This window comes from Kitasatospora sp. NPDC059673, from assembly GCF_042734215.1.
Lineage (GTDB): Bacteria > Actinomycetota > Actinomycetes > Streptomycetales > Streptomycetaceae > Kitasatospora.
In genome coordinates this window covers 272024-295940 of sequence record NZ_JBHWEN010000001.1, presented here as the reverse complement: position 1 = coordinate 295940, position 23917 = coordinate 272024, and the positions used below count along the sequence as shown (strand labels likewise).

24 protein-coding genes and 1 pseudogene are annotated in these 23917 nt (G+C 73.7%); 14 read left to right on the top strand and 11 right to left on the bottom strand.

The window, feature by feature from the left end; genetic code table 11:
* Nucleotides 1–141: 141 nt before the first annotated feature.
* Nucleotides 142–1098 (top strand): helix-turn-helix domain-containing protein, encoded by a 957-nt coding sequence (locus ACFV18_RS01230; RefSeq protein WP_380478090.1) that lies wholly within the window; start codon nucleotides 142–144, stop codon nucleotides 1096–1098.
* Nucleotides 1099–1101: 3 nt separating this feature from the next.
* Here the strand turns inward: ACFV18_RS01230 and ACFV18_RS01225 are convergent, their stop codons facing one another.
* Nucleotides 1102–1551, bottom strand: coding sequence for an SsgA family sporulation/cell division regulator (locus tag ACFV18_RS01225; protein WP_380478089.1), 450 nt, complete (start codon nucleotides 1549–1551; stop codon nucleotides 1102–1104).
* A 446-nt stretch (nucleotides 1552–1997) separates the two neighbouring features.
* Between ACFV18_RS01225 and ACFV18_RS01220 the strand changes: the two genes are divergently transcribed.
* Nucleotides 1998–3116, top strand: coding sequence for a helix-turn-helix domain-containing protein (locus ACFV18_RS01220; RefSeq protein ID WP_380478088.1), 1119 nt, complete (start codon nucleotides 1998–2000; stop codon nucleotides 3114–3116).
* 198 nt (nucleotides 3117–3314) lie between these two features.
* Here the strand turns inward: ACFV18_RS01220 and ACFV18_RS01215 are convergent, their stop codons facing one another.
* Nucleotides 3315–4151 (bottom strand): alpha/beta fold hydrolase, encoded by an 837-nt coding sequence (locus ACFV18_RS01215; RefSeq protein WP_380478087.1) that lies wholly within the window; start codon nucleotides 4149–4151, stop codon nucleotides 3315–3317.
* A gap of 260 nt (nucleotides 4152–4411) precedes the next feature.
* Between ACFV18_RS01215 and ACFV18_RS01210 the strand changes: the two genes are divergently transcribed.
* Complete coding sequence (locus tag ACFV18_RS01210; protein WP_380478086.1) at nucleotides 4412–4960, top strand: Dps family protein; 549 nt, start codon at nucleotides 4412–4414, stop codon at nucleotides 4958–4960.
* Nucleotides 4961–5024: 64 nt separating this feature from the next.
* On the opposite strand, the gene ACFV18_RS01205 is transcribed toward ACFV18_RS01210, so the two are convergent.
* From ACFV18_RS01205 to ACFV18_RS01195, 3 genes are all read right to left on the bottom strand, one after another.
* Nucleotides 5025–5732, bottom strand: coding sequence for an acetate uptake transporter family protein (locus tag ACFV18_RS01205; protein WP_380478085.1), 708 nt, complete (start codon nucleotides 5730–5732; stop codon nucleotides 5025–5027).
* A gap of 110 nt (nucleotides 5733–5842) precedes the next feature.
* The gene (locus tag ACFV18_RS01200; protein WP_380478084.1) at nucleotides 5843–6325 is read right to left on the bottom strand and encodes a DoxX family protein; all 483 of its coding nucleotides are present in this window, start codon (nucleotides 6323–6325) and stop codon (nucleotides 5843–5845) included.
* Between the two features lie 5 nt (nucleotides 6326–6330).
* Nucleotides 6331–6993 (bottom strand): hydrolase, encoded by a 663-nt coding sequence (locus ACFV18_RS01195; protein WP_380478083.1) that lies wholly within the window; start codon nucleotides 6991–6993, stop codon nucleotides 6331–6333.
* 291 nt (nucleotides 6994–7284) lie between these two features.
* Here ACFV18_RS01195 and ACFV18_RS01190 point away from each other — a divergent pair, with 291 nt between their 5' ends.
* From ACFV18_RS01190 to ACFV18_RS01155, 8 genes are all read left to right on the top strand, one after another.
* Entirely contained in the window at nucleotides 7285–8376 is a 1092-nt protein-coding gene (locus tag ACFV18_RS01190) for an LLM class flavin-dependent oxidoreductase (protein ID WP_380478082.1), read from the top strand.
* Entirely contained in the window at nucleotides 8373–8984 is a 612-nt protein-coding gene (locus ACFV18_RS01185; protein ID WP_380478081.1) for a CE1759 family FMN reductase, read from the top strand. Before ACFV18_RS01190 ends, ACFV18_RS01185 begins: the two co-directional genes overlap by 4 nt.
* 41 nt (nucleotides 8985–9025) lie before the next feature.
* Entirely contained in the window at nucleotides 9026–10924 is a 1899-nt protein-coding gene (locus tag ACFV18_RS01180; RefSeq protein ID WP_380478306.1) for an amidohydrolase, read from the top strand.
* 80 nt (nucleotides 10925–11004) lie between these two features.
* Complete coding sequence (locus tag ACFV18_RS01175) at nucleotides 11005–11682, top strand: YoaK family protein (protein WP_380478080.1); 678 nt, start codon at nucleotides 11005–11007, stop codon at nucleotides 11680–11682.
* Nucleotides 11683–11830: 148 nt separating this feature from the next.
* Nucleotides 11831–12766: a helix-turn-helix domain-containing protein gene (locus ACFV18_RS01170; protein WP_380478079.1), complete on the top strand. Its 936-nt coding sequence runs from the start codon at nucleotides 11831–11833 to the stop codon at nucleotides 12764–12766.
* Between the two features lie 142 nt (nucleotides 12767–12908).
* The gene (locus ACFV18_RS01165) at nucleotides 12909–15632 is read left to right on the top strand and encodes an ATP-binding protein (protein ID WP_380478078.1); all 2724 of its coding nucleotides are present in this window, start codon (nucleotides 12909–12911) and stop codon (nucleotides 15630–15632) included.
* Nucleotides 15633–15779: 147 nt separating this feature from the next.
* On the top strand, nucleotides 15780–16712 hold the full coding sequence (locus tag ACFV18_RS01160; RefSeq protein WP_380478077.1) for a helix-turn-helix domain-containing protein: 933 nt from the start codon (nucleotides 15780–15782) through the stop codon (nucleotides 16710–16712).
* Nucleotides 16713–16790: 78 nt separating this feature from the next.
* On the top strand, nucleotides 16791–17744 hold the full coding sequence (locus ACFV18_RS01155) for a helix-turn-helix domain-containing protein (RefSeq protein ID WP_380478076.1): 954 nt from the start codon (nucleotides 16791–16793) through the stop codon (nucleotides 17742–17744).
* A gap of 7 nt (nucleotides 17745–17751) precedes the next feature.
* Here ACFV18_RS01155 and ACFV18_RS01150 read toward each other — a convergent pair whose 3' ends face one another.
* The 6 genes from ACFV18_RS01150 to ACFV18_RS01125 form a co-directional block, all read right to left on the bottom strand.
* Entirely contained in the window at nucleotides 17752–18669 is a 918-nt protein-coding gene (locus tag ACFV18_RS01150; RefSeq protein ID WP_380478075.1) for a VOC family protein, read from the bottom strand.
* A gap of 71 nt (nucleotides 18670–18740) precedes the next feature.
* Nucleotides 18741–19703 (bottom strand): DUF2332 domain-containing protein, encoded by a 963-nt coding sequence (locus tag ACFV18_RS01145; RefSeq protein ID WP_380478074.1) that lies wholly within the window; start codon nucleotides 19701–19703, stop codon nucleotides 18741–18743.
* Complete coding sequence (locus ACFV18_RS01140) at nucleotides 19691–20710, bottom strand: polyprenyl synthase (protein WP_380478073.1); 1020 nt, start codon at nucleotides 20708–20710, stop codon at nucleotides 19691–19693. The genes ACFV18_RS01145 and ACFV18_RS01140 overlap by 13 nt, the downstream gene beginning before the upstream one ends.
* Before the next feature lie 84 nt (nucleotides 20711–20794).
* Nucleotides 20795–20950 (bottom strand): hypothetical protein, encoded by a 156-nt coding sequence (locus tag ACFV18_RS01135; RefSeq protein ID WP_380478072.1) that lies wholly within the window; start codon nucleotides 20948–20950, stop codon nucleotides 20795–20797.
* Nucleotides 20951–21235: 285 nt separating this feature from the next.
* The gene (locus ACFV18_RS01130; RefSeq protein ID WP_380478071.1) at nucleotides 21236–22330 is read right to left on the bottom strand and encodes a methyltransferase domain-containing protein; all 1095 of its coding nucleotides are present in this window, start codon (nucleotides 22328–22330) and stop codon (nucleotides 21236–21238) included.
* On the bottom strand, nucleotides 22327–22530 hold the full coding sequence (locus ACFV18_RS01125) for a hypothetical protein (RefSeq protein WP_380478070.1): 204 nt from the start codon (nucleotides 22528–22530) through the stop codon (nucleotides 22327–22329). The genes ACFV18_RS01130 and ACFV18_RS01125 overlap by 4 nt, the downstream gene beginning before the upstream one ends.
* Nucleotides 22531–22826: 296 nt before the next feature.
* Between ACFV18_RS01125 and ACFV18_RS01120 the strand changes: the two are divergent.
* The 3 genes and pseudogenes from ACFV18_RS01120 to ACFV18_RS01110 form a co-directional block, all read left to right on the top strand.
* Nucleotides 22827–22994: pseudogene (locus ACFV18_RS01120) on the top strand (helix-turn-helix domain-containing protein); the annotation flags it as partial.
* 86 nt (nucleotides 22995–23080) lie between these two features.
* Nucleotides 23081–23668, top strand: a complete 588-nt coding sequence (locus tag ACFV18_RS01115; RefSeq protein WP_380478069.1) for a DUF5753 domain-containing protein — start codon at nucleotides 23081–23083, stop codon at nucleotides 23666–23668.
* A complete protein-coding gene (locus ACFV18_RS01110; protein WP_380478068.1) occupies nucleotides 23665–23910 on the top strand; it encodes a DUF397 domain-containing protein in 246 nt (81 codons plus the stop codon). Before ACFV18_RS01115 ends, ACFV18_RS01110 begins: the two co-directional genes overlap by 4 nt.
* Nucleotides 23911–23917: the final 7 nt, after the last annotated feature.

The following is a 23917-nucleotide window of genomic DNA, read 5'->3' as shown; positions in this document are numbered from 1 at the left end:
TGAGCCGGGCGCCGGCGGGAGGCACTGCTCCCGCCGGCGCCCTGGCGTGCAGGGGCCCCGAATTGGGCCGGGGCGTGCGGAGATGGTGTGATTTCGACGCCGGCTCCCGACGGGCCGGCGCCGAAACGAGAGGAATTCCCCGTGCCCGCCGAACTCTCCACCGGACCGCTGTCCGCCGCCGAGCGTGCGGAGAGCTGGCACGAGGCGGTGTCCACCGCGTTCGTACCGATGGCCGTGGAGTTCCTGGAGGCGGAGCCGTCGCCGGGGACGATCGTCTGCCACCGGCTCGGTCCGGTGCGGATCCTCCAGGTGCAGGCCGGGCCGCAGACGGTGACCCGCACCCGGCGCATGATCGCGGAAGACGACTCCGCCGCGCTGATCCTGACGCTCCAGCAGCGCGGCACCGCGCTCAAGGAGCAGGACGGCCGGGAGTCGCTGATCCGGCCCGGGGCGTTCTCGATCACCGACGCGTCCCGGACCTTCCGCAAGCGGGTGGACGAGGACTTCGTGTTCACGTCGTTCCAGTTCCCGCGCGCCGAACTCGACGTCCAGGAACGGGATCTGCGCGCGCTGACCGCGACCGCCTTCAACCCCGCCGAGGGCAGTGCCGCACTGGTGGCGACCTACCTGGCGGGAATGGCCCGCGAGGCGCCGGCGTTGGACGAGGCGGTCGGGCGGCGGGCCGCGGCGACCGCGCTCGACCTGCTGGCGCTGCTGGTCGAGGACCGGTGCGGGCGCCGGCGGCCGAAGCAGGCGCACAGCGCCGCCTCGCTGGAGCGGATCAAGGACCACATCCTGCGCAACCTCCCGGACCCGGACCTGTCGCCGTCCGCCATCGCGGAGGCCACCCAGGTCTCGGTGCGGTTCCTGCACAAGCTGTTCCAGCAGGAGGGGACCACGGTCGGGGCATGGATCCGCGCGCAGCGCCTGGAGCGGTGCGGCCGGGATCTGCGCCGGCCGACGGCCGGGCAGTTCGGCGTGGCGGCGATCGCCCGGCGCTGGGGCTTCGTCAACTCCAGCCATTTCAGCCGGGCGTTCCGGGAGTCCTTCGGGATGACACCGCGGGAGTGGCAGCTGCTCGGCCGGTCGGAGGGCTGAGCGTCAGCCGGTCAGGCTGTGCAGTTCGGCGTCCCAGTCGATCCGGGTGTCCTCGGTGCCGGGCGGGACGAGGGTGAAGGTGTCGCGGCGCAGCCAGCGGCGGATCTGGCGGGCCGGCAGGTCGAGCAGCACGCTGCCGTCCTCGCCCTGGAGCATGATCCGCAGCTCGGTGCGGCCGTGGCAGGGGCAGGGCGGCCAGATGCGCACGTCGCCGAGTCCGGCGGGCTTCTGCAGGCCGTCCCAGAGCAGGTCGCGGGAGAACTGCCAGACGCCCGCCTCGGCGGCCTGGCCGAGGAATTCCAGGGCGACGGCGTACGGGTCGTCGGCGCAGTAGCCGAGGCGGACGGGGACGTCGATGGACTGCTGCTCGCCGAGGACGATCCGGGCGTCGAGCGCGAGGTCGGTGCTGATGGCCTCCGGCTGCGGGTCGGACAGCGGGTGGGGGGCGGGCATGGGGTTCTCCTGGATCGGTGTCGGGACGGGCCCGGCGCGGGGGACGGGCGGGGCCGTCCGGGCTGCGCGCGGGCGAAGGTGCGGCCGGTCGGCGGCAGCGAGGTGCTCTCGCCCCCTGGTCCTGGAGCTGCCTGCGGGGAGTCAGAGGGGGGTGGAGCCTTCCGGCAGGTTACGCGCGGGCCGGTCGCGCGGATGTTCCGGAGATGCACGGCGACGTGACGATCCGTGCACCGTTCGCCCGCCGCCGGGGGCGGGACCGCCCGGCGCGGCAGCGGCACGCGAGAGCGGAGGCGATCGTCAACTCACTTGGGGCGAAGTGGACTTCGCGCTTTCGCTGCGGGCTGCGGAAGGGTGTCGGGGGCGGTCGGCGGGGTGGTTTTCTCGGTTTGTTGAACGTTTGGCCATCGAGTTTGGCTTCTTGTATGAATGCGGCGGGAGGCTTGATCATGACGAGGTTGATCCATCGCGCTCGTCCTGGCGGCGAGGCACTCGGGGCCCCGCTGGACGGGCCGGCCGAGGAACCGGGCCGCTCCGTCGTCCCGGACGACCCGCTGGTGCGGCTGATCCGCACCAGCCGGTACTCCGGCGACTTCCCGTTTCCGGAGAACCCCGACGAGGTCAACGCCGCCGTGGAGAAGTTCCTCTCCCCGGGCCTGCCCGGCCCGGCAATTCGCACCACCATCGACCGGTCGGAGACTCCCGTGATCCCCTCGGGTTCCTCACCCATGCCCGAAAAAGACTGCTCGCTGCTCGACCAGGCCCTCCTCGGCGGCGTCACAGACATCCTCGCCCCGCCGCCCGGCAGCGACCCCGAGGACTGCCTGTACCTCGCCCTGCACGTCCAGGGCACGGCCTCGCTGCGGAAGGGCGAAGTCTGCACCGTGCTGGCGCCCGGCGACCTGCTGATCGGCACCACCCCGCACCCGGCGGGCCTGCTGCGCGACGCCGAGTGCCGGATGCTCCGGTTCCGCGTCCCGTGCTTCTACCTGGGCGTCCGGCAGGCCGACGTACGGCGCACCGGCGGACTGCTGGCGCGCGGCGACGCGGGCGTCGGCGCGCTCGCCTCGCAGTTCCTGCGCACCCTGGCCGGCCAGTCCCGGGCCCACCGGGCGCGGCCCGGCAACCACCTGGCGCGCAGCGTCTCCGACATCATCGCGATCCTGGTGACCGAACTGCTGGAGCGCGAGAGCGCCGAACAGCCGTCCGGCGCGGGCGAGATGCTCGCGCGGCTGCGCGAGCACATCGAGGAGAACCTCGCCGACCCGGAGCTGTCGCCCGAGTCGATCGCCCGCTCGCAGCACATCTCGGTGCGCTACCTGCACAAGCTGTTCCAGCAGGACGGCACGACGGTCGGCCAGTGGGTGCGACAGCGGCGCCTGGACGCCTGCCGCCGCGAACTGGAACGCCCCTCGCGCCGGCAGACCAGCGTCTCTGCCGTCGCGCACCGCTGGGGCTTCGTCAGCCACTCGCACTTCTCCCGCGCGTTCCGCGAGACCTACGGCGTCTCCCCCCGGCAGTGGCAGGCCTACGCCGCCGCCCGCGCCGACGGCATCCACCCCGCCTGACCGGCCCCCTCCGGCGGGCGCCCGGGTGTTGGAACTCGCCGTCGTCTCGCACGCCGTGGCGAGTCTCGTGGCCGGGCGCCGTTGGCGAGCCGATCCGCGAAGTGGCTGGCGGCTGGTGGCGGGCTGTCGGGAAATGGTTCGCGCCCGGCGTCCGCGGGATGCGGATGCCGGGCGCGGGTCTGGCGCGGTCGGGCCGGATTACTTGGCCAGGAAGGCCAGCAGCGCGGTGTTGACCTCCTCGGCGTGGGTCCAGAGCAGGCCGTGCGGCGCGCCCTCGATCTCGACGTAGTCGGCGGCGGGCAGCGCGCGGTGGAACGGGCGGGCGGTGTTCTCGACCGGCAGGATGCGGTCACCGGTGCCGTGCAGGATCAGCGCCGGGACGTCGATCTTGGGCAGGTCGGCGCGGAAGTCCGTGTACCAGGTGGCGGGCGCGGCCGAGGCCGCGAAGGCGCCGCCGCCGGCCGCGACGTTCCAGCTGTTGCGGACGGCCTCCTCGCTGATCCGGGAGCCGAGGTTCTCGTCCAGGTTGTAGAAGTTCTCGAAGAAGTCGCGGTAGTAGGCGTAGCGGTCGGCCTTCACCGCGGCGATGACGCCGTCGAAGAACTCCTTCGGGGCCGCGCCCTCCGGGTTGTCGTCGGTCAGCAGCAGGAACGGCTCCAGCGAGGCCAGGAAGGCGACCTTGGCGATCCGGGCCGAACCGTAGGTCGACACGTAGCGGGCGACCTCGCCGGTGCCCATCGAGAAGCCGACCAGGACGGCGTCCCGGACGTCGAGGGTCTCCAGCACGGTGTTCAGGTCGGCGGCGAAGGTGTCGTAGTCGTAGCCGGTGGTGGTCTGCGAGGACTGGCCGAAGCCGCGGCGGTCGTACGTGATGACCCGGTAGCCGGCCTCCAGCAGCGCGGCCTCCTGGCGCTCCCAGGAGTGGCCGTTGAGCGGGAAGCCGTGGATCAGGACGACCGGCTGGCCGGTGCCGTGGTCCTCGTAGTAGACGTCGATGGAGGTGGTGTTCTCCTGGCCAACGGTGATGTACGGCATGGCAGTTCACTCTCGTTCGGGGGAAGTCGGCCCGGCTGGCGGGCTGTTGACGAGTCACACGCTAGGAGTGCCGGGAGGCGGTGGCTCGTCCAGGAGAGCACATCCGGTCGTCCCAGAGCGCCTTCCACGCCGACCGGCCGTCAACTGCCCCGGCGGGTGCGCTCAGCGGCTGCGACCGGTGCGCGGTCAGGACAGGCCGCGGGCCGCGGGGTTCCTACGCTGATGCCCTTCCGACCCCGAGACGATTCCCCAGGAGCACCATGTCCAGCCAGCCTCGCCTGCACCAGCGCGGGCCCGCCGTCCAGGAGTTCGGCACCGTCACGCAGCTGCCGATCGCGCTGTCGCACGACGCCCGCCTGTACTCGACGCAGCGCCTCAACCGCGTCCTCGCGGACACCCAGTTCCTGTACGGGCTGTACAAGAAGTACCACTGGGGCATGCGCGGCCCGACGGCCTACCAGCTGCACCTGCTCTTCGACAAGCACGCCCAGGAGCAGCTGGAGCTGATCGACGCGCTCGCCGAGCGGGTGCAGACCCTCGGCGGCGTCGCGGTCGGCGACCTGCGGCACGCCGCCGAGATCACCGGGGTGCCGCGGCCCCCGGACGGCATCGACGACGTGCGTTCGATGCTCTCCCGGCTGCTGGACGCGCACGAGCGCATCCTCACCGACGCCCGGGACGCCGCCACCCGCACCGCCGAGCTCGGCGACGACGGCACCCAGGACCTGCTGGTCTCGCAGATCATCCGCGGCGGCGAGACCCAGGTGTGGTTCCTCGCCGAGCACCTGGTCGAGACCCCGGAGCTGTAGACACGCGCCGGTGCACACACCGAGAAGGGGCCGTCTTTCGACGGCCCCTTCTCCGCTGTCCGGGTCAGAGGGTGCGGCGGACACCCGCCTGGCGCTCCAAACGGTGCAACTGCTCGGCGAGTTCGGCGTGCATGGCGTGCTCGACGGGGCCGCTGCGGCCGATCGGCAGGACGTCGCGGCCGCGCAGCTCCTCCAGCATCAGGGCGTACGCCGTGTACATCGCGACCAGGGTGAGGAGCATGCCGAGCCCGCCGGCGGCGCGGCCCAGCCATTCGACGCCGGTGACGCCCGCCAGGCCGGCCACCAGGTAGCGCGGGGTGGCGACCAGCAGGACCGCCCACAGGGCCTTCTTCGGCCGGGCCACCGAGGCCATCAGGGCGGCGAAGACCGTGAACGTCAGGTTCAGCACGCCCAGCACCCGGGCGCCGCCGGGCGCGTCCGTCGCGGTGACCAGGCCGAAGGACAGCCAGGCCCCGGCGAACCCGGCCATCAGGGTCGCCGCGATCACGTCCCGGGCGCCGAACGCCAGGATGCCGACGAGCAGTTGGAGGACGAAGGCGGAGAACACGGTGAGCGACACGGCCTGCCGGTACGCGCCGTCGATCAGGCCGAGCTGAAGACTGCTGGTGACGGCCGAGGCGATCGCCACCGCGAAGAAGCCGAGCGGCATCGGGGAGGCGATCGGCCGCAGGCTGATCCTGGTCATGGTGTGCAGCTCGGGCCGGGGTGCGGGGGCGGCCTGCCGGTGCTCTTCCGTCGTCGCTGCCGTCATCTGTTCTGCTCCTTGCGCTGGGGAATGGGGGAGTTGATGGAGCGCAGACGGGCTCGGGCCCCTGGGCGATCGCTCGCTCCAGGGGCCCGAGCCCGTCTGCGGTGCTGCCCTTACTTGCGGTGCAGGGCGAACCGGGTGGCCAGACCACCACCGACACCGGCGACCAGCGCCGGGGCGAGGCACCACAGGGGCCAGTCGGCCAGGCCGAGCGCGCCGTCCACCGACCACTGGCCGGGGCCGGTGGCGGTGAGTGCGGCGGCGACCACGATCAGGACGAACGGAAACTCGTAGCCGTCGTGCTGGACCCACAGGCCGTGCGGCCACTTGACCGTCAGGGCGACGGTCATGACGCCCATGACGCCCGCGCCCGCCAGCGGGGTGAGCAGGCCGGCGGCGAGCATCAGCCCGGCGCCGATCTGGGTACCGCCGGCCGCCAGGGCGGTGAGCATCCCGCCCCGGAAGCCGTCACCCCGGAATTCGGCGGTGCCGCCCGCCAGTCCGCTGCCGCCCAGGTGGTAACTGACCTTCTGGACGCCGTGTCCGGCGATCAGCAGGCCGACGACCAGGCGGAGCAGGAGGAGACCGGTGTTCATGTCGGTCAGCCCGCGGCGTGCGGGTTGATCATCGACTGGGCGTAGAACACGCCCATGCCGTAGGCGCCGCCGTGCTCCTTGACCAGGTCGGTGACGGCGACGTAGGTCTCCGAGCGGGCCCAGTCGCGCTGGAGCTCCAGCAGGACCTGCACCCAGGTGACGGGCACGGCGCCGGCGGCGGTCATCCGCTGCAGGGCGTGCTCGTGGGCCAGCGGGCTGACGCCACCGGAGGCGTCCGCCACGACGTACACCTCGTAGCCCTGGCCGAGCGCCGAGAGCGCCGGCAGGACCAGGCAGACCTCGGTCCACAGACCCGACAGGATGATCTTCTTACGGCCGGTGGCCTTGACGGCCTCGACCAGCGCCTCGTCCTCCCAGGCGTTCATCGAGGTGCGGTCGATGATCCGGTGGTCGGGGAAGACCGCCTTCAGCTGCGGCAGGATCGGGCCGGAGAAGGACTCGGCGGCGACGGTCGACAGGACCACCGGCACGTCGAAGATCTTCGCGGCCTTGGCCAGGCCCACGGTCGAGTTGATGATCGAGGTGCGGTCGCCGGAGCCGGTGCCGAAGAACATCTGCGGCTGGTGGTCGACGAACAGCATCATCGAGTTGTCGGGGGTGAGCAGGTCCGGGCTCGGGGCAGCCTTGACGTTGGCGAAGTCGACCATGACGGTTCCTTCTTCGTGGGAAATCGGGGGGAATTGACGGGGCGTCGGGCACTCAGCCGGTTCTGCCGGGGTGCCACGTCCACCAAGCTAATCCGCGATCGGCGGCCGGTTCTGCCCGCTGCGCGCCCGGCGCTGTTCTCACAACGCACACCGTCCGGGGGCGGCAACTTCAGTGCACTCCAGGGCAATTGGCCATGCGCTGGAACGGCGTTCGGCCCCCCGCCCGCTGCGTACGGTCGAGGCGCGGCCCGATCGGGTCGTGCGCAGCCAGTGAAAGGGCGGTACCACCCCGTGCAGTTCGGGATATTCAGCGTCGGCGACGTGACGGTCGATCCGACCACCGGGCGGGCGCCCAGCGAGGGGGAGCGGATCAAGGCGATCCTGGCGATCGCGCTCAAGGCGGAGGAGGTCGGCCTCGACGTCTTCGCCACCGGCGAGCACCACAACCCGCCGTTCGTGCCGTCCTCGCCGACCACCATGCTCGGCTGGATCGCGGCGAAGACCGAGCGGATCGTGCTGTCCACCGCGACCACGCTGATCACCACCAACGACCCGGTGAAGATCGCCGAGGACTACGCGATGCTCCAGCACGTCGCCGACGGCCGGGTCGATCTGATGCTCGGCCGCGGCAACACCGGCCCGGTCTACCCGTGGTTCGGCCAGGACATCCGGCAGGGCATCGCGCTCGCCACCGAGAACTACGCGCTGCTGCGCCGGCTCTGGCGCGAGGACGTGGTCGACTGGGAGGGCCGCTTCCGCACCCCGCTGCAGGGCTTCACCGCCACCCCGCGCCCGCTCGACGACAACCCGCCGTTCGTCTGGCACGGCTCCATCCGCAGCCCCGAGATCGCCGAACAGGCCGCCTACTGGGGCGACGGCTTCTTCCACAACAACATCTTCTGGCCGCAGGAACACACCCGGCGGATGGTCGAGTTGTACCGCACCCGGTTCGCCCACCACGGCCACGGCACCCCCGAGCAGGCGATCGTCGGCCTCGGCGGGCAGGTGTTCATGCGGAAGAACTCGCAGGACGCGGTGCGCGAGTTCCGCCCCTACTTCGACAACGCCCCCGTCTACGGCCACGGCCCCTCGCTGGAGGAGTTCACCGAGGCGACCCCGCTGACCGTCGGCAGCCCGCAGCAGGTCATCGAACGCACCCTCGGCTTCCGCGACGCGGTCGGCGACTACCAGCGCCAGCTGTTCCTGATGGACCACGCCGGCCTGCCGCTGAAGACCGTCCTGGAGCAGCTCGACATCCTCGGCGAGGAGGTCGTCCCCGTGCTGCGCGAGGAGTTCGCGAAGCTGCGCCCCGCCGGGGTGCCGGACGCCCCCACCCACGCCTCGCTGGTGGCGGCCGGGCAGCGGACGGAGGGCGCCAAGTGAGCGCGATCACCCTCGCCGTGGTCTCCGGAGGCCTCAGCGTCCCCTCCTCCACCCGCCTGCTGGCCGACCGCCTCACCGAGGCCACCACCGCCGCGCTCGCCGCCACCGGACGCGAAGTCCGCGTCCAGCTGCACGAGTTGCGCCCGCTGGCCGGCCCGATCTCCAACCACCTGGTGACCGGCTGGCCGGCGCCCGCGCTCGGCACCGCGCTGGAGGAGGTGAGCGGCGCCGACGCGCTGATCGCCGTCTCGCCGATCTTCTCGGCGTCCTTCAGCGGCCTGTTCAAGTCCTTCTTCGACCTGCTCGACCCCGGCGCGCTGGCCGGAAAACCGGTGCTGATCGGCGCGACCGGCGGCACCGCCCGGCACAGCCTCGCCCTCGACCACGCGCTGCGCCCGCTGTTCGCCTACCAGCGCGCCCTGGTCGCCCCGACCGCCGTGTTCGCGGCCTCCGAGGACTGGGGCGGCACCGGCGACTCGCACACCGACACCCTGCCCACCCGGATCGAACGCGCCGGGCGGGAACTCGCCGCGCTGACCCTGGAGGCCGCCGCCGCCGACCAGCAGCCGCAGTCCGGACCGACCGCCCCCGTCCTCGGCTTCCACTGACCACCACCCGCACCGCCCGAAGGGGACCCGCCTTGTCCACCATGCCCGTCGCCGGAATCCGCCCCGGCACCCCCGAACAGCCCGCCGACCTGGTCGTCCGCAACGCCAAGGTGCACACCAACGACCCGGGTCGCCCGCAGGCCACCGCGGTCGCGATCCGCGACGGGGTGATCCGGGCGGTCGGCGAGGACGCCGACATCGCCGCGCTGGTCGGCCCCCACACCCGGGTGGTCGACGCCCTCGGCCGCCGCGTCGTCCCCGGGCTCAACGACGCGCACCTGCACGTCATCCGCGGCGGCCTCAACTACGTCATGGAACTGCGCTGGGACGGCGTCCGCTCGCTCCGCCAGGCCCTCGCCATGCTGCGCGAGCAGGCCGAGCGCACCCCGCCCGGCCAGTGGGTGCGGGTGGTCGGCGGCTGGTCCGCCGACCAGTTCGCCGAACGGCGGCTGCCCACCCTCGCGGAGCTGAACGCCGCCGCCCCCGACACCCCCGTCTTCGTGCTGCACCTGTACCAGTCGGCGCTGCTCAACAAGGCCGCGCTGCGCGCCGCCGGCTTCACCCGCGACACCCCCGACCCGGCCGGCGGCCAGATCGTCCGCGGCCACGACGGCGAACCCACCGGCCTGCTGATCGCCGCCCCCGGCGCCCTGCTGCTGTACTCCACCCTCGCCAAGGCGCCGACGCTCGACGAGGCCGACAAGCTCGACTCCACCCGGCACTTCCTGCGCGAACTCAACCGCTTCGGACTGACCTCCGCGATCGACGCCGCCGGCGGCTTCCAGGCGTTCCCCGAGAACTACGGCACCGTCATGGAACTCGCCCGCCGCGGCGAACTGACGCTGCGCATCGCCTACCACCTGTTCCCGCAGACCGCCGGACAGGAACTCGACGACCTCAAGCGCTGGATCGACACCGTCCGCCCCGGCGAGGGCGACGAGTGGCTGCGGCTGAACGGCGCCGGCGAGAACCTCACCTGGGCCGCCGCCGACTTCGAGAACTTCACCGAACCGCGCCCCCAACTCGGCGCCTACGAAAGTGAGTTCGAGAAGGCCGTCCGGCTGCTGATGGAAAACGGCTGGGGCTTTCGGCTGCACGCCACCTACGAGGAGACCATCCGGCGCGACCTCGCCGTCTTCGAGAAGCTCGCCGCCGAAGGACTCTTCCCGCAGGGCAACCGCTGGCTGTTCGACCACGCCGAGACCGTCGGCGGCGAGAGCCTGGACCGGATCGCCGCGCTCGGCGGCGCGGTCTCCGTGCAGAACCGGCTCTCCTTCCAGGGCGAGGCGTTCGTCAGCCGCTACGGCGCCGCCGCCGCTGCCGAGGCCCCGCCGCTGCGCGCCATGCTCGACCGCGGCCTGACCGTCGCCGGCGGCACCGACGCCACCCGGGTCTCCTCCTACAACCCGTGGGTCGCCCTGCACTGGCTGGTCTCCGGCCGGGCCGTCAGCGGGCGGCGCCTCGCCGCCGAGCACAACCGCCTCGACCGCGCCCAGGCACTCGAACTGTTCACCCTCGGCGGCGCCCGCCTCACCGGCGAGCAGGACGTCAAGGGCCGTCTGGTGGTGGGCAGTTACGCCGACCTGGCGGTGCTCAGCGCCGACTACTTCACGGTCGAGGAGGCCGACATCGCGCACATCGAGTCCGTCCTCACCGTGGTCGGCGGCCGGATCGTGCACGCCGTCGCCGAGCACGAGGGACTGGCCGCCGACCTGCCCGCCATCAGCCCCGAGTGGAGCCCCGTCGCCCGCTTCGGCGGGTACCAGGCCAGCCCCGCACCCGGCCTGGCCGGCGCCGCACCCGGCCTGGCCGGCGCCCGGCAGGCCGACCGGGTGCTGGAGGCCGCCGCCGCCTCCGACGAGCAGTACGCCTGGCGACTGGCCAGGGGGCACGCCGTTCCCGGGCAGTCGGCGGCGCCGCAGGACCCCTGCTTCCTCTGACGCACACCTCGTCCAGGGGCATCGCCGTGTGTGCCAACGGCGGTGCCCCCGCCCGCATCCCGCACTCCGGAGGCGCCGCCGTGTCCACCCCCGCACCCCCCGCCCCGTCCACCTCGCAGATCACCGACCGCCACCCGCTGGCGCTGGCCCTGTTCGGGCTCACCATGGCCAGCGGACTGATCGACGCCGTCAGCTACCTCGGCCTCGGGCACGTCTTCACCGCCAACATGACCGGCAACGTGGTCGTCATCGCGTTCGCGCTGGCCGGCGCACCCGGCTTCTCCGTCGCCGCCTCGGTGACCTCGCTCGGCGCGTTCCTGCTCGGCGCCGTGCTGGCCGGCCGGTTCACCACCGGGCGGCCCACCGGCCGGCTGCGCGCCGCGCTGGCCCTGGAGGTCGCGCTGCACGGCGCGGCCGCCGCCGTGGCGTTCGCCTGGAGCGTCGAGGGGTCCGCCGCCCGGTACGCGGTGATCACGCTCGGCGCGGTCGCGATGGGCATCCGCAACGGCACCGTGCGCGCCCTCGGCGTGCCCGACCTCACCACCACCGTGCTCACCCTCACCCTGACCGGCCTGGCCGCCGACTCCCGCCTGGCCGGCGGCGCCGCACCCCGCCAGCGCCGCCGCATCCTGTCCGTCGCCACCATGCTGGCCGGTGCGATCCCCGGCGCCGTCCTGGTCCTGCACGGCCAGCTCGCCTGGGCGCTGGTGGCGGGCGCGGCGCTGGCCGGCCTCACCGCGCTGCTCTACCGGGAGTGAACCGGCCTGCTTCACCGGGGTGATCGGCGCAGCTCAGGGGCGCGGTGCCGGGCCGGACCGGCGGGGGATAGCCTGGGGCTCCGCGCGGGCGGGGGCACAGCTGCGCAAGGTGCTCCCGAAGCTCGGCAACACCCCGGAAGGCAGTCGGATGAGCGTGTGGATGGCGAACGGGTGCGTGCCCGGCGCGGCGTGGCCGTGGCCGCCGGCCGCGCCGGACCCGGCGTTCGCGGGAGCTTCGCCGGGCGAGCGGGCGATGCTGTCCCGGCTCGGGTACCTGCGGGTCGCCACGCTGGAGACGGCCGTGGCGCTGCCGCCCCGCCTCGCGGGCCGGTACGCCTGGGCAGGGCAGGAGCCGATGGTCGGCATCGGGCTCCAGCTGGCCGGGGAGTGCATGATCACCCAGGACGGGCAGCGGACGGTGCTGGGCCAGGGCGAGTTCGTCCTGTACGACACCGCACGGGCGTACGTCATCGAGTACCCGAGGCCGTCCCGCGCGCACCTGTTCCACCTGCCGCGCCGGCTGCTGGGCGTCCCGGAGCGCGAGTTGCAGCAGGTGACGGGCACCCCGGTGACGGCGGCCGACGGGTTCGGGGCGGTGCTGCTGCCGTTCCTGCGGACCCTGGCCGACTCCGCGCCCTCCTACGCCGCACCGGTCGCCGACCGGCTGGCCGGCAGCGTCGCCGACCTGGTGGGCACGATGGTCGCCCAACTGTCCGCGGCGCGGACCGCCGACGACTCCCGCGCCCCCAACGGCCCGCTGATCCGGCGGATCCGGGAGCACATCGAGCGCAACCTCGGCGACCCGGACCTGTCGCCGGAGACGATCGCCCGGGCCCACCACATCTCGGTGCGCTACCTGCACCGGCTGTTCGAGGGCGAGGGAGTGACGGTCGGCCGGCTGATCCTGCGGGCCCGGCTGGACGCGTCCGCCCAGGACCTCGCCCGGCGCGGCCCCGCCGGTCCGCCGGTCTCGGCGGTCGCACAGCGCTGGGGGTTCGTGAGCCCGGCGCACTTCAGCCGGGCCTTCCGCGCCGCGTACGGCGTCCCGCCGAGCCAGTGGCGGGCGCGGCGCACCGCGGGCTGACGGCGCGGCTCCGGCGTCACGGCGCTGCTCCACCGGGAGTGAAACCGCAGCTCAGGGAGGTACTGCCGAAACCCCGGGGCCGGGCGATACCCTGAGGCCCCGGGGCACGGACCGGCCGGGCCGTCCGAGGGAATGAGGCACGGTGGACGGCGGGAGCGTTCCTGGCCTGGTCGGACGGCAGCGCGAGACCGAACTGCTGACCACGGCACTGGTGCAGGCCGAGGAGGACGGCAGCGGCTCCACCGTGCTGCTGCGCGGCGAGGCCGGGGTCGGCAAGAGCACCCTGCTGGCCTGGGCCGAACGCAAGGCCCGCGAACGCGGGTTCACCGTGCTGCGTGCCGTCGGCGCGGAGGCGGAGACCGACTTCGCGTTCGGTGCCCTGCACCAGGTGTTCTGGGCGCTGCTCCAGCACTCCACCGTGCTGACGGAGCATCAGCGCGAGGCGCTGGAGAGCGCGTTCGGCGTCCGCTCCGGCACGCCGAGCGGATTCGCCGTCGGCGCGGCCGCGCTGACCCTGCTGGACGAGGCGGCCCGCACCGCGCCCGTGCTGCTGGTCCTCGACGACCTGCACTGGCTGGACTCGTCCAGCGCCACGGTCTTCGCCTTCCTGCACCGCCGCGCCAGCTGCCTGCCGGTGGTGATGGTCACCGCCGGACGCCCCGGCGGCCGGTCCGGGCAGATCTGGTCGGCCGAGGCGGTGGACGTCGGCGCGCTGCCCGAGGCCGACGCGGCGGCGCTGCTGGACAGCCGCCGGCCCGACCTCGCCGCCACCACCCGCGACCGGGTGCTCGCCGAGGCCGCCGGCAACCCGCTGGCGCTGGTCGAACTGCCCGGGCAGCTGGCCGCCGCCCAGCAGCGCGGCCTCGCGCCCCTGCCGGAACGGCTGCCGCTGGGCCGGAAGCTGGAGCGGATATTCGCCGAACGGCTCGGCGAACTGCCGCCCGAGGCAGGCCGGTTGCTGTTGATGGCGGCGCTCGCCACCGGCTCCGGGTTCGGCCGCGGCGGCTGGCTGTGGGCGGGCGGCGGTCGGGCCCTCGGGGACGCCCTGGCCCGGCTCGACGCGGACGGCATCGCTCGGCTCGACGACACCGGGCAGCTGGTGTTCCGTCACCCGCTGGCCCGCACCGCCGTGGTCTCCGCCGCCTCCGACGCCGACCGCCGCCGTGCCCACCGCGACCTGGCCGAGGCGCTCGCCCCCGACGACCCGCGCCGGCTCGCCCACGAGGCCGCCGCCGCGCTGCTGCCCGACGACGCCCTCGCGGACCGCCTCCAGGAGGCCGGCCGCGACCTCGCCGCACGCGGCGGCGACGCGGAGGGCGCGCTGCTGCTGGAGCGTGCCGCGGTGCTCAGCACCAGCTCCTGCAACCGCGCCCGCCGGCTCACCTGGGCGGCCGTGATGGCGGCCCGGGGCGGGCAGCTGCGGCACGCCGCCGCGCTGGTCGAGGAGTTGACGGCCGGTTCGGTGCCGCCGGACATCGCCCCGCTGTTCGCGTACGCGGTGGTCTACGCCGACCAGAGCCACCACATCGACTTCGAGTCCTCCACCGCGCTGCTGCCCGCCGCCCTCGACGCGCTGACCGCGCCGGGCGCCGACACCTTCGGCGGACTGGTCGAACAGGCCTTCTTCAAGCTGCTGCTGGCCGCCGCCTACACCGACGACCCGTGGACCTGGCGGGCCCTGGAGCGGCACCGCGACCAGGTCTCCGAGGCCGGCCGGCTCTGCCTGAAGGCCTGGACCGGCCCCGGCCCCGGCACCGCCGACGCCCTGCTCGCACTGGCCCGCGACCTGCCGGCCGACCAGGAGGCCGGCGCGTCCTGGCTGCTGCTGTGGACGGCCTCCGCGCTCGACTCCGCTGAGGGCGAGGTGTGGCAGCGCTACGCCGGGCAGCACGGCTACGCCACCCAGGGCTCGGTCGCCAAGGCCAAGGCCCACCAGGACTTCCTGCTCGGCCGCTGGGACCAGGCGCCGGTCTGCCTGCGCGAGGCCGAGATCGCCGACGAACTCGGCTACCGCACCAACGCCCTGATCTTCCGCCAGTCCTACGCGCACTTCCTGGCCGGCCGCGGCGACGAGGCCGGACTGCGGGAGATCGACGACGCGATCCGCCCGATCGCCACCCGGGCCCGGATGCGGTACGTGCTGGACCGGCTGACCCACCTACGGGCGCTGGCCGCGTCCGCCCACCGCCGCCACGACGAGGCGTACGCACACCTGTGCGCGCTCTCCCCGCCAGGCCGGCCCGTCGGCGGGCCGCCCTGGCGGCACGCGCTGATCCTCGACCTGGTCGCCGCCGCCGTGCACACCGGCCGCCGGGACGAGGCACTGGCACACCTGGCAGCGGCGCGGGCGGCCGGCTCCGCGGCGATCTCCGACCGGCACGCCTTCCTGTTCGCGGCCGCCACCGCGCTGGCCGCCGACGACGAGAGCGCCGAGGACGCCTACCGGGCGGCGTACGCCGTCCCCGGCGCCGAGCAGTGGGTGTTCGACCTGGCCCGGCTGCGGCTCGCCCACGGGTCGTGGCTGCGCCGGCGCCACCGGCCCGGCGCGCGGGAGGCGCTGCGCGCCGCGCACCACGACTTCGGCCGCCTGCGGGCGCTGCCGTGGAGGCAGTGGTGCGAGGAGGAACTGCGGGCCGCCGGCGAGGCGGTGACGGCGCCCGCGGGCGGCCAGAGCGGGGAGTCGACCGAACTGACCGGGCAGGAACTGCGGATCGCCCGGCTGGCCGCCACCGGCCTGACCAACAAGGAGATCGGCCGCCGCCTCCAACTGTCGCCGCGCACCGTCGGGGCACACCTGTACAAGATCTTCCCGAAGCTCGGCATCGCCTCCCGGGCCGCCCTCGCACACGCGCTCGACCAGCGTTGATCCGCTCTCCGGCGGGCCCGCATGTGCTGTCCGTGCACACCGGTCCGACCGGCAGCGCACCGGCGCGACGGGGCAGTCAAATGACCTAACCCGCCGTCCGGACGGTGCCCCACGCTCGCAGCAGGGCATCGGAGGGGAGAGAGCCGGATGAGTGTGCGGACAGCGGCGGGGTGCGGGCCCGGCGCGGCGGGGCCGAGGCCGCCGGCCGGGGCGGACCCGGCCGGCGAGGAACGGCCCGGGGAACGGGTCGTCCGGTCACGGGTCGGGTACCTGCGGATCGCGACCCTGGAGGCGCAGGAGGCGCAGCCCGCCCGGATCGCCGGCCGGCCGGCCCGGGGTGCGCCGGAGCCGATGGCGGGCATCGGGGTGCAGGTGTCCGGGTCGGCGGTGCTGACGCAGGACGGCCGGCGGACGGTGCTGGGCCCGGGCGAACTCGTCCTGTTCGACACTGGGCGGCCGTACACCGTCGAGTACCCGGAGCCGTTCCGCGCGCACCTGTTCCACCTGCCGCGCCGGCTGCTCGCCGTGCCGGCGGGCGAGTGGCAGCAGGTGACGGGAGTGGCGGTGACGGCGGCCGACGGGTTCGGGTCGGTGCTGCTGCCGTTCCTGGAGACGCTGGCCGGGTCCGCGCACTGCTACTCCGGGCCGGTCGCGGACCGGTTGGCCGGCAGTGTCGCGGACCTGGTCGGCACGCTGGTCGCGGAACTGGCCGCGGCGTGCCGCACCGAGGCCTACGACACCCCGAACGACCACCTGGTCCGGCGGGTCCGCGGCCACATCGAGCGGCACCTCGCCGACCCCGACCTGTCACCGGAGACGATCGCCCGGGCCCACCACATCTCGGTGCGGTACCTGCACCGATTGTTCGAGGGCGAGGAGGTGACGGTGAGCCGGCTGATCCTGCGGGCCCGGCTGGACGCGTGCGCCCAGGAGCTGTCCCGGCGCGGCCCGTCCGGCCCGTCGGTGTCGGCCGTCGCGCAGCGCTGGGGGTTCGCCAGCCCGACGCACTTCAGCCGGGCCTTCCGGGCCGCCTACGGCGTCTCGCCGCGCGAGTGGCGCGGACGGCGCGCCGTCGCCTGAGCCGCGGACCCGGGGCGCGTCCGGCCCATCCACCGGACCGGTCACCGAGGTGCCCGCCCGCCCACCTGAGGAGCGCTGATGTCCGTCGTCCTCGACACCGCAGCCGTCCCGACGGCCGACCGCGCCGCGTACTGGCACGAGGCGGTGACCCGTACCTTCGTCCCGCTGGACATGCGGCTGCGGGAGGAGAAGCCCGCACCGGCCGCCATCGTCACCCATCGGCTGGGTGCCCTGCGGGTCTCCCTGGTGCAGGCCGGGCCGCAGCGGGCCGTCCGCAGCGCGGGCCTGATCGCCCGAGGCGGGGCGGAGCGCCTCACCGTGGCGCTCCAGCACCGGGGCACCGCCCGACTGGACCAGGACGGCCGTCAAGTCCTGCTGCGACCGGGTGCGTTCGCGCTCTCGGACGCCGGGCGGCCGTTCGTCAAGGACTTCGACGGGCCGTTCGCCTTCACCGCGTTCCACTGGCCGCGCGCGGCGGGCGGCCTCGCCGAGGACGACCTGCGGGTGCTCACCGCGACGGCCTTCGACCCGGGAGCGGGCACCGCCCGACTGGTGGCCGGGCACCTGGAGCGCCTCGCCCGGGCGGCCGGAACGCTGGAGCCGGCCGTCGCCGCCCGGCTGGCCGCCACGACCCTGGACCTGCTCGCGGCGCTCGGCCAGGAGCGGCGCGGACAGCGCGGCCCGGACGCGACCGGGACGGCGCTCGCCACGCTGGCCCGGGTGAAGGACCACATCCTGCGCCACCTGGGCGACCCGGACCTGACGCCGGAGCGGATCGCCGCCGCGCACCACATCTCGGTGCGCCACCTGCACAAGCTGTTTCACTCCGAGGGCGAGACGGTGACGCGCTGGATCCAGCGCCGGCGCCTGGAGGTGTGCCGCCGGGCCCTGGCCGGCCCGGCCGCGGCCCGGACCACCGTGGCGGCGGTGGCGGGCCGCTGGGGCTTCGTCAGCGCCAGCCACTTCAGCCGCTCGTTCCGGGCCGCCTACGGGGTGTCCCCGCGCGAATGGCAGCAGGCCGGAATGCGGTGACGCGGCGTCAGGACGCGTGCAGCTCGGCGATGTAGCCGCCCGGGAACTCCACCATGGCGCTGGTCCGGCCGCCGGCCGTGACGGGCCCCCACAGCACCGTCGCGCCGGCGGACCGGGCCCGGTCCAGGGTCGCGCCGAGGTCCGGCACCGCGTAGCCGGTGAGCTCCCGGCCGAACGGGTGGGGCAGGTGGCCGTCCGTCACCACGACGGCGGTGTCGCCGAACCCGGAGGTGAGGCGGACCAGCCGGTACCGGGTGCCGGGCAGGCCGATCGCCGCGCCGTCGGCGTGCCGGTCGTCGGAGACGGTCCGGCCGCCGGTGAAGGACCGGTAGCTGCGCAGGAACGCGTCCGCCGCGTCGGGGGACAGGTACACCCGGTTCTCCGGCACACTGGCCGGCGCCGGATAGTTCGGCGCGGTGGTGTGCACGTACAGCTGGGCGTTGATCCCGCCGGGGAACTGGACCACCGCGTCCCGGCCGATCGGGTCGGCGAACGGCGCCACCAGCACCGACGCGCCGTCGGCCCGGGCGGCCCGCACCGCGCGGTCCAGGTCGGTGACCAGCCAGCCGGTGCGCTCGGCGCCGAACGGGTACGGGATCGGCGTGGTGTAGTCGAACACCGACAGCGTGCCGACCGGCGAGATCACCAGCTCGGACAGCGTCCGACTGGGCGTCGGCGTCACCTGGGTGGCGACCGGTCCGATCGTCGAACCGCCGAAGGTGGCCACCCAGCTCGCCACGAACGCCTGCTCCGTGCCCAGGGCGACGTACACGTGCGTGCTGTCGTACTGCGGGCCGACGGCGAACGACCGTCGCGCGTCGGCCTGTTGGCCGTCCGGCGTGGTGGCGGCGGCGGGAATCGCGCTCAGTGCGGCGAGCGCCGCCACCAGCGGAACCAGCCTGCGGAACAGACGGGGCAGTTTCACGGGGACCTCCCGGTCGAAGGGGGCCGCGCCGTCCCGGGTCGGGAGCGGCCCGGCGGATCAGGGCGGCGGGATCAGGAGTACTGGGTCAGCTGGAGCCGCGGCGGCGTCGTCCAGTCGTGCGGCTCGAAGGCGATCCGGCTGAGCGGTGTGGTGGCGGCGGCCTCGGTCAGGACCTGTTCCAGTGCATGGTGCTGACGGGGCGTGAGGAACGGGAGGAACAGGCTGTGCCAGACCACGGTACGGACCGAAGGGCCGGCCGGCGCCGCCAGCTCGTCCCGCAGCCACGCGACCGCGTCCGCCCGGTCCACCCGGACCGGGGTGCGGGCGGCGAGGTCGAGGGCGTCGTCGAGGGCGGCGTGCAGGAAGGTGTGCTCGAACGGCAGGTAGCTCCGGACGGCCCGGGCGTCGGCCGGGTCGGCGGGGTCGCGGGGGCGCAGGTCGCAGCCGGCCCGGGCGACGATCTCCAGCGGCCCCGGAGCCGGGCTACGGGCGGGCAGCCGGACCGGGGAGGCCGGGTCGCCCCACTCCCAGTCGGGCCCGAACCACCGGTAGCGGTCGAGCCGCAGGTTGAGCCCGGCGCAGGCGCCGAGTTCGAGCAGCCGGATCCGTGGGGCCCGCAGCAGGGCGAGCCCGTGCAGCAGCATCCCGGCCCGGACGGGTTCGTGCTGCTGCACCGGGGTGTCCAGCGCGTCGGCGAGCTCGGCGGGGTGGTCGGCGACCGCGGTGACAAAGAGGTCCCACGACCGGTCGGCGTCCTGCGGTCCGAAGCCGTTCGAGGCGCTCAACTCCGCAAGGTGCAGGGCAAGTTCCGGCAGCCGGCCGGCCATCAGCAGGCCCTGGACCCCGGCCATCGCCCGGACCGCGAACAGCGGGGCGCCCGCCTCGGGATGACGGCCGATCAGCGCGGCCACCGGCCCGCCGCCCTCGATGTCGTCGGCCATCCTGACCAGCAGACCCGCGGTGACGGGGGCGGTGCCCGCCGACCGGGCGGCCATCGACCGCAGCAGGTCCGGGCGGTCGATCAGCCGGTCCACGGCGCGCCTCCGTCCGGGCGGGCCACGGCGGCGCGGGCGGAGGTGTGCACGAGGGCGTGCAGCACGTCCCGGTACGGGCCGGGCGGGGCGATCCGGTCGAGCAGGCCGCAGCAGTGCCGGCGCAGCGACTCGACCCGCCGCCCGTACCCGGCGGCGACCTGCGGGTCGTGCAGTGCGGCCCGCAACCGCGCCCGGGCGTCCGGATCGTGGCGGGCCTCGGCGCGCAGCCGGGTCAGCCGGAGGCGGTGGCCGGCCCCGGCGGTGTCGAACGCGTGGGCCAGCAGCAGCGTATGGGTGCCGTTGGCCAGGTCCTCCGAGTCCGGCGCGGCGTCGTTGGCCACCTGCCGCAGGACACCGAAGAGCTCACCGAACACCCGGCAGGAGTGCAGCAGGTCCGGCCGGTCGGTGGCCAGCCGCGCCGCCATCACCGCGTCGCGCCCGTAGGCCGCGCCGCTCTTGCCCCGGTAGCAGGCCATGACCGGCCGCCAGGTCGGCGGGGCGTCCACCGGCGCGGCGAGGTCGGCCAGTTGACCGTCCAGCGCGTCCAGCGCTCCGCGCAGCAGATCACGCTCCCAGTCCAGCCGGACGTCCGGGGCCACCGGCTGCCGGTCGACCACCCAGTGCGGCAGGACGCTCCCGCAGGCCAGCGCGGCCAGGGTGGTGCGCGCCGTGGACGCTCCCGGCCCTTCCGGTGTCGGTGCGTCGGCGAGGTCGTCCAGCGCCTCGGCCGCCGCCCACCACAGCCGGGAGATCGCGCACACCACAGCGGCGGGCCTGGGCTCTCCGGTCAGGGCCCCGAGGACGGCCATCGCGAGCAGGCGGAACGGACTGCCCGCCCCGCCGTCGGCGGCCAGCAGCTCGGCGACCGCGTCCGCCTGCCCCGGACGGGAGGCGCGCAGGCCCGTCAGGATCGAGGCGGTCTCGGTCTCGACGGTCGCGAACCACTCGGCGGGCACGGTCAGCGTCTCGGGGGGAGGGGTCTCGGTGGCGGTGCGGGTGAGGCTCATGACGAACGTCCCTGGGGGTCGGATCCGTCGGCGCCCCGCCCCTCCCCGGCCGGTCGACCGGGACGGGCGGGCCGCCGGGCGCGATCAGCAGAAGTTGTACTGCCCGTCGCCCATCACGGCGATGAGCTGCTGCTCCGCACACGGCCGGGTGCCCGGCTCGGCGAGCAGCTCGCCCTCCAGCACCCGCTCGGCCAGCTCGACCGCGGTGTGCGCCTCGTCGTCAAGTACAGTCTGTGTCAACGCAGTTCTCCTCGTGCGAAAGCGGATCTCCGGCCAGTCGCCGGGGCCGCACGGTGCGGCCCCGGGCTGCTCCTCACGCTAGAGCGGCGGGACGCGGCGCACTGGTGCGATCGTGCACCGGGAATTGCCCGGCAGCGCAACCGCCAGCTCATGAGGGATCCTCAACAGCCCAGTGAACCAAGCCTGTTCGGCCAACGCGGCGCACCGCTGAGACGTCGGCTCGGGCGGGGCGGACCGCTCGCGCGGGTGCGGGCGGCGTGGCCCGGCAGGTCCCCACCGCTCGGATCAGCCCAGTTCCCACCGGGGGCCTTCGGTGTCCGCTACAGATGCCCACTGCCGCTCCGCGTGGACGGTGAGCCGGTACCGGTCACGGGCCGGACGCCCGGCGGCCTGGTGGGCCGTGATGGCGCTTTCCACCGTGTCCAGAATCCTTCGGGGCCCGGACTGCCGTGCGATGCCACCTCGCAGCTCGGCCCACGCCCCGTCCGGCTGCCAGATGTGCACAGCGGTGATCTCGCCGGCGTCGTCACACGTGTAGCGGTGCATCGCCCGGGGCACGGCGAGGGTCAGAAGAAAGTGGATTCCGTCGTCCAGCAGGTCCGCGGGCTTCACGGAGCACGGACGGGAGCTGCAACTGTTCGGCAGGGGCGGCGGAACGGGCGTCGTCCCGGTGCAGCCGATCCCGCGAACGGGCATGAAGAAGGCCGCGTCCGGGAGAAACGCCCCCGTGGCGGTCCCGTTGCCCCGGACCACGAGCCGCACAATGCCGCCGCCGACCGGGCACACGATGACGCCGCCGGGGCGCAGCTGCGTGAGCCAAATCGGGGGAACGCTGGAGAAGCCGCAGGTGGCGATCAGCCGGTCGTACGGACCTCCGTCGGGGTGGCCGATCCGTCCGTCGCCGGCGAGGACCGTGGGGCGGTATCCGGCCCGGCCGAGGCGTTGTTCGGCGTCGCGGGCCAGGTCCGGGTCAACTTCGACCGTGGTCACGTTCCCGTCGCCGACACGGTGGCTCAGGAGAGCGGCGTTGTACCCGGTTCCGGTGGCCACTTCGAGCACCTTGTCGCCGTCGGCCACGTCCAGGGCTTCGAGCATCAACGCCATGAGAGTTGGCAGCGTTGACGAGCTGGTCGGAACTCCGGCCGTGTCGAACTGGGTCAACAGGGAGTCGTCGCTGTAGACCGTGCTCAACCACCGGGGGTCGTCGGGTGTCAGGTGGACGGGGCCATGTGGCGTACCGACGGCGAAGGCCAGAACGAATGCCTCGCGCGGAACGGCGGCGAACGCCTCGTGCCAGCAGTCGGACTTGATGGCACCGGTGTTCCGAAGGTGGTCGGCCAGTTGGAGACGAAGGTCGGCCGGTGCCGTCGGGAGGGTCATCGGGGGACTCCTTCGAGGAGGTTCGCAAGAGCGGTGGTGATCGGTTCGCGGAGGTCCGGGACGAAGCCGAATTGACCGTTGGGGTTGAGGTCCACGAGGTACCACGTCCCGTCGTTGTCAACGAGGAAGTCCAGTGCCGCGTACCGGAGTCCGAACACGGCCATCAACGACCGCACGCCGTCGGCGACCACTTCGGGCACGCCGCACACCTTGTACGTCAAGCTCTCGTAGTCGGTTCGGAAGTCGATTCGGGACGCCGCACGGGCTGTCCGGTTCGGGCGTCGGTGACCAGCTCCCCGAATACCGACGGCTCGTACGGGTTGGCCGGTGGCGACCCGTGGAGAGAGTGCGCCGCGTTGGGTCGATGTGCCGTCATGACGCAAGCTCCGTACGGACGTTCGGCTCCGCTTGTCTTCACTGTGAGTAGTTCCAGCGTGGCGCCCCGGCGCTACCCTTGGAAGCTGCGGCGCGTCCGCAAAGCGTCTGAGGACAGGCGGTGTCAGCGGTGGTGTTCCAGGAACGTGCGCTCCAACCCGACCGGTCGGTGGCCGACTTGTTCGGGTTCGAGCTTCGGGAGGCCCGGAGGCGTCTCGGTCTGTCGCTGGCTGCGCTGGCCAAGGTCGTCGACTACAGCAAGACCCACCTGGGCAACATCGAGACGGCCGACCGCGCGATTCCGCCGGACCTACCGGCCAAGCTGGACACGGCACTTGGGGCCGGTGGGCTCTCTTTGGTCGGCTGTATCGGCTGGTGCATCTGGAGAGCTTCCCGGCCTGGTCGCGCCGGTTCATGGAGTTGGAGCAGCTGGCGTCGTACATGCGGAAGTACTCGGCCGGCTTGTTCCCAGGCCTGTGGCAGACAGCGGAGTACGGGAAGGCCGCGCTCCGACTTGGCCGACCACGCGCAGGAGTGGAGGAGGTCGAACGAGTCTGGGCGGCGCGAGAGTCGCGGCAGGACATTCTGGCCAGGGACCTTCCGCCGCACGTGTGGGTGGTGCTGGACGAAGCTGTGGTCCGGCGGCAGATCGGAGACGGCTCGGTCATGCGCCGTCAGATCGAGCACGTCCTCAATCTCGGTGACGGCCTCAACGCGGTTGTCCAGGTACTGCCGTTCTCCGCAGGTGGTCACGGTGCGATGGGCGGCTCGGTGACGTTGCTGGATTTCCTGGACGCGCCCCGCGCTGCGTATGTCGAAGGTTCCGTCTCCGGCCAGCTGTTGGAGTCCCCGGACCGGGTGCATGAGATCGCCCTCACCTACGATCTCTTGCAGGCGGCTGCACTGCCGCCGGAGGAGTCGCGGCAGTGGCTTCGATGCGCCATGAAGGAGATCCGAACATGACCACCCCGAATCGTCTGCCTGTTGGAGTAGACCCCGCGAAGGTGGAGTTCCGGAAGTCGTCGTACAGCGACGCGGCGGGTAACGGTGACTGTGTGGAGTGGAGCATTGGCTACTCCGATTCGCACGGTGTGCTGCTTGTCCGAGACAGCAAGGACACGAGCGGTCCGGTCCTGGGCTTCCCCAGCGAAGCGTGGGGCGCCTTCGTGACCGCCGCAGCCGCCGGGCGCTTCGGCGAAGTCTGAGCCCGAG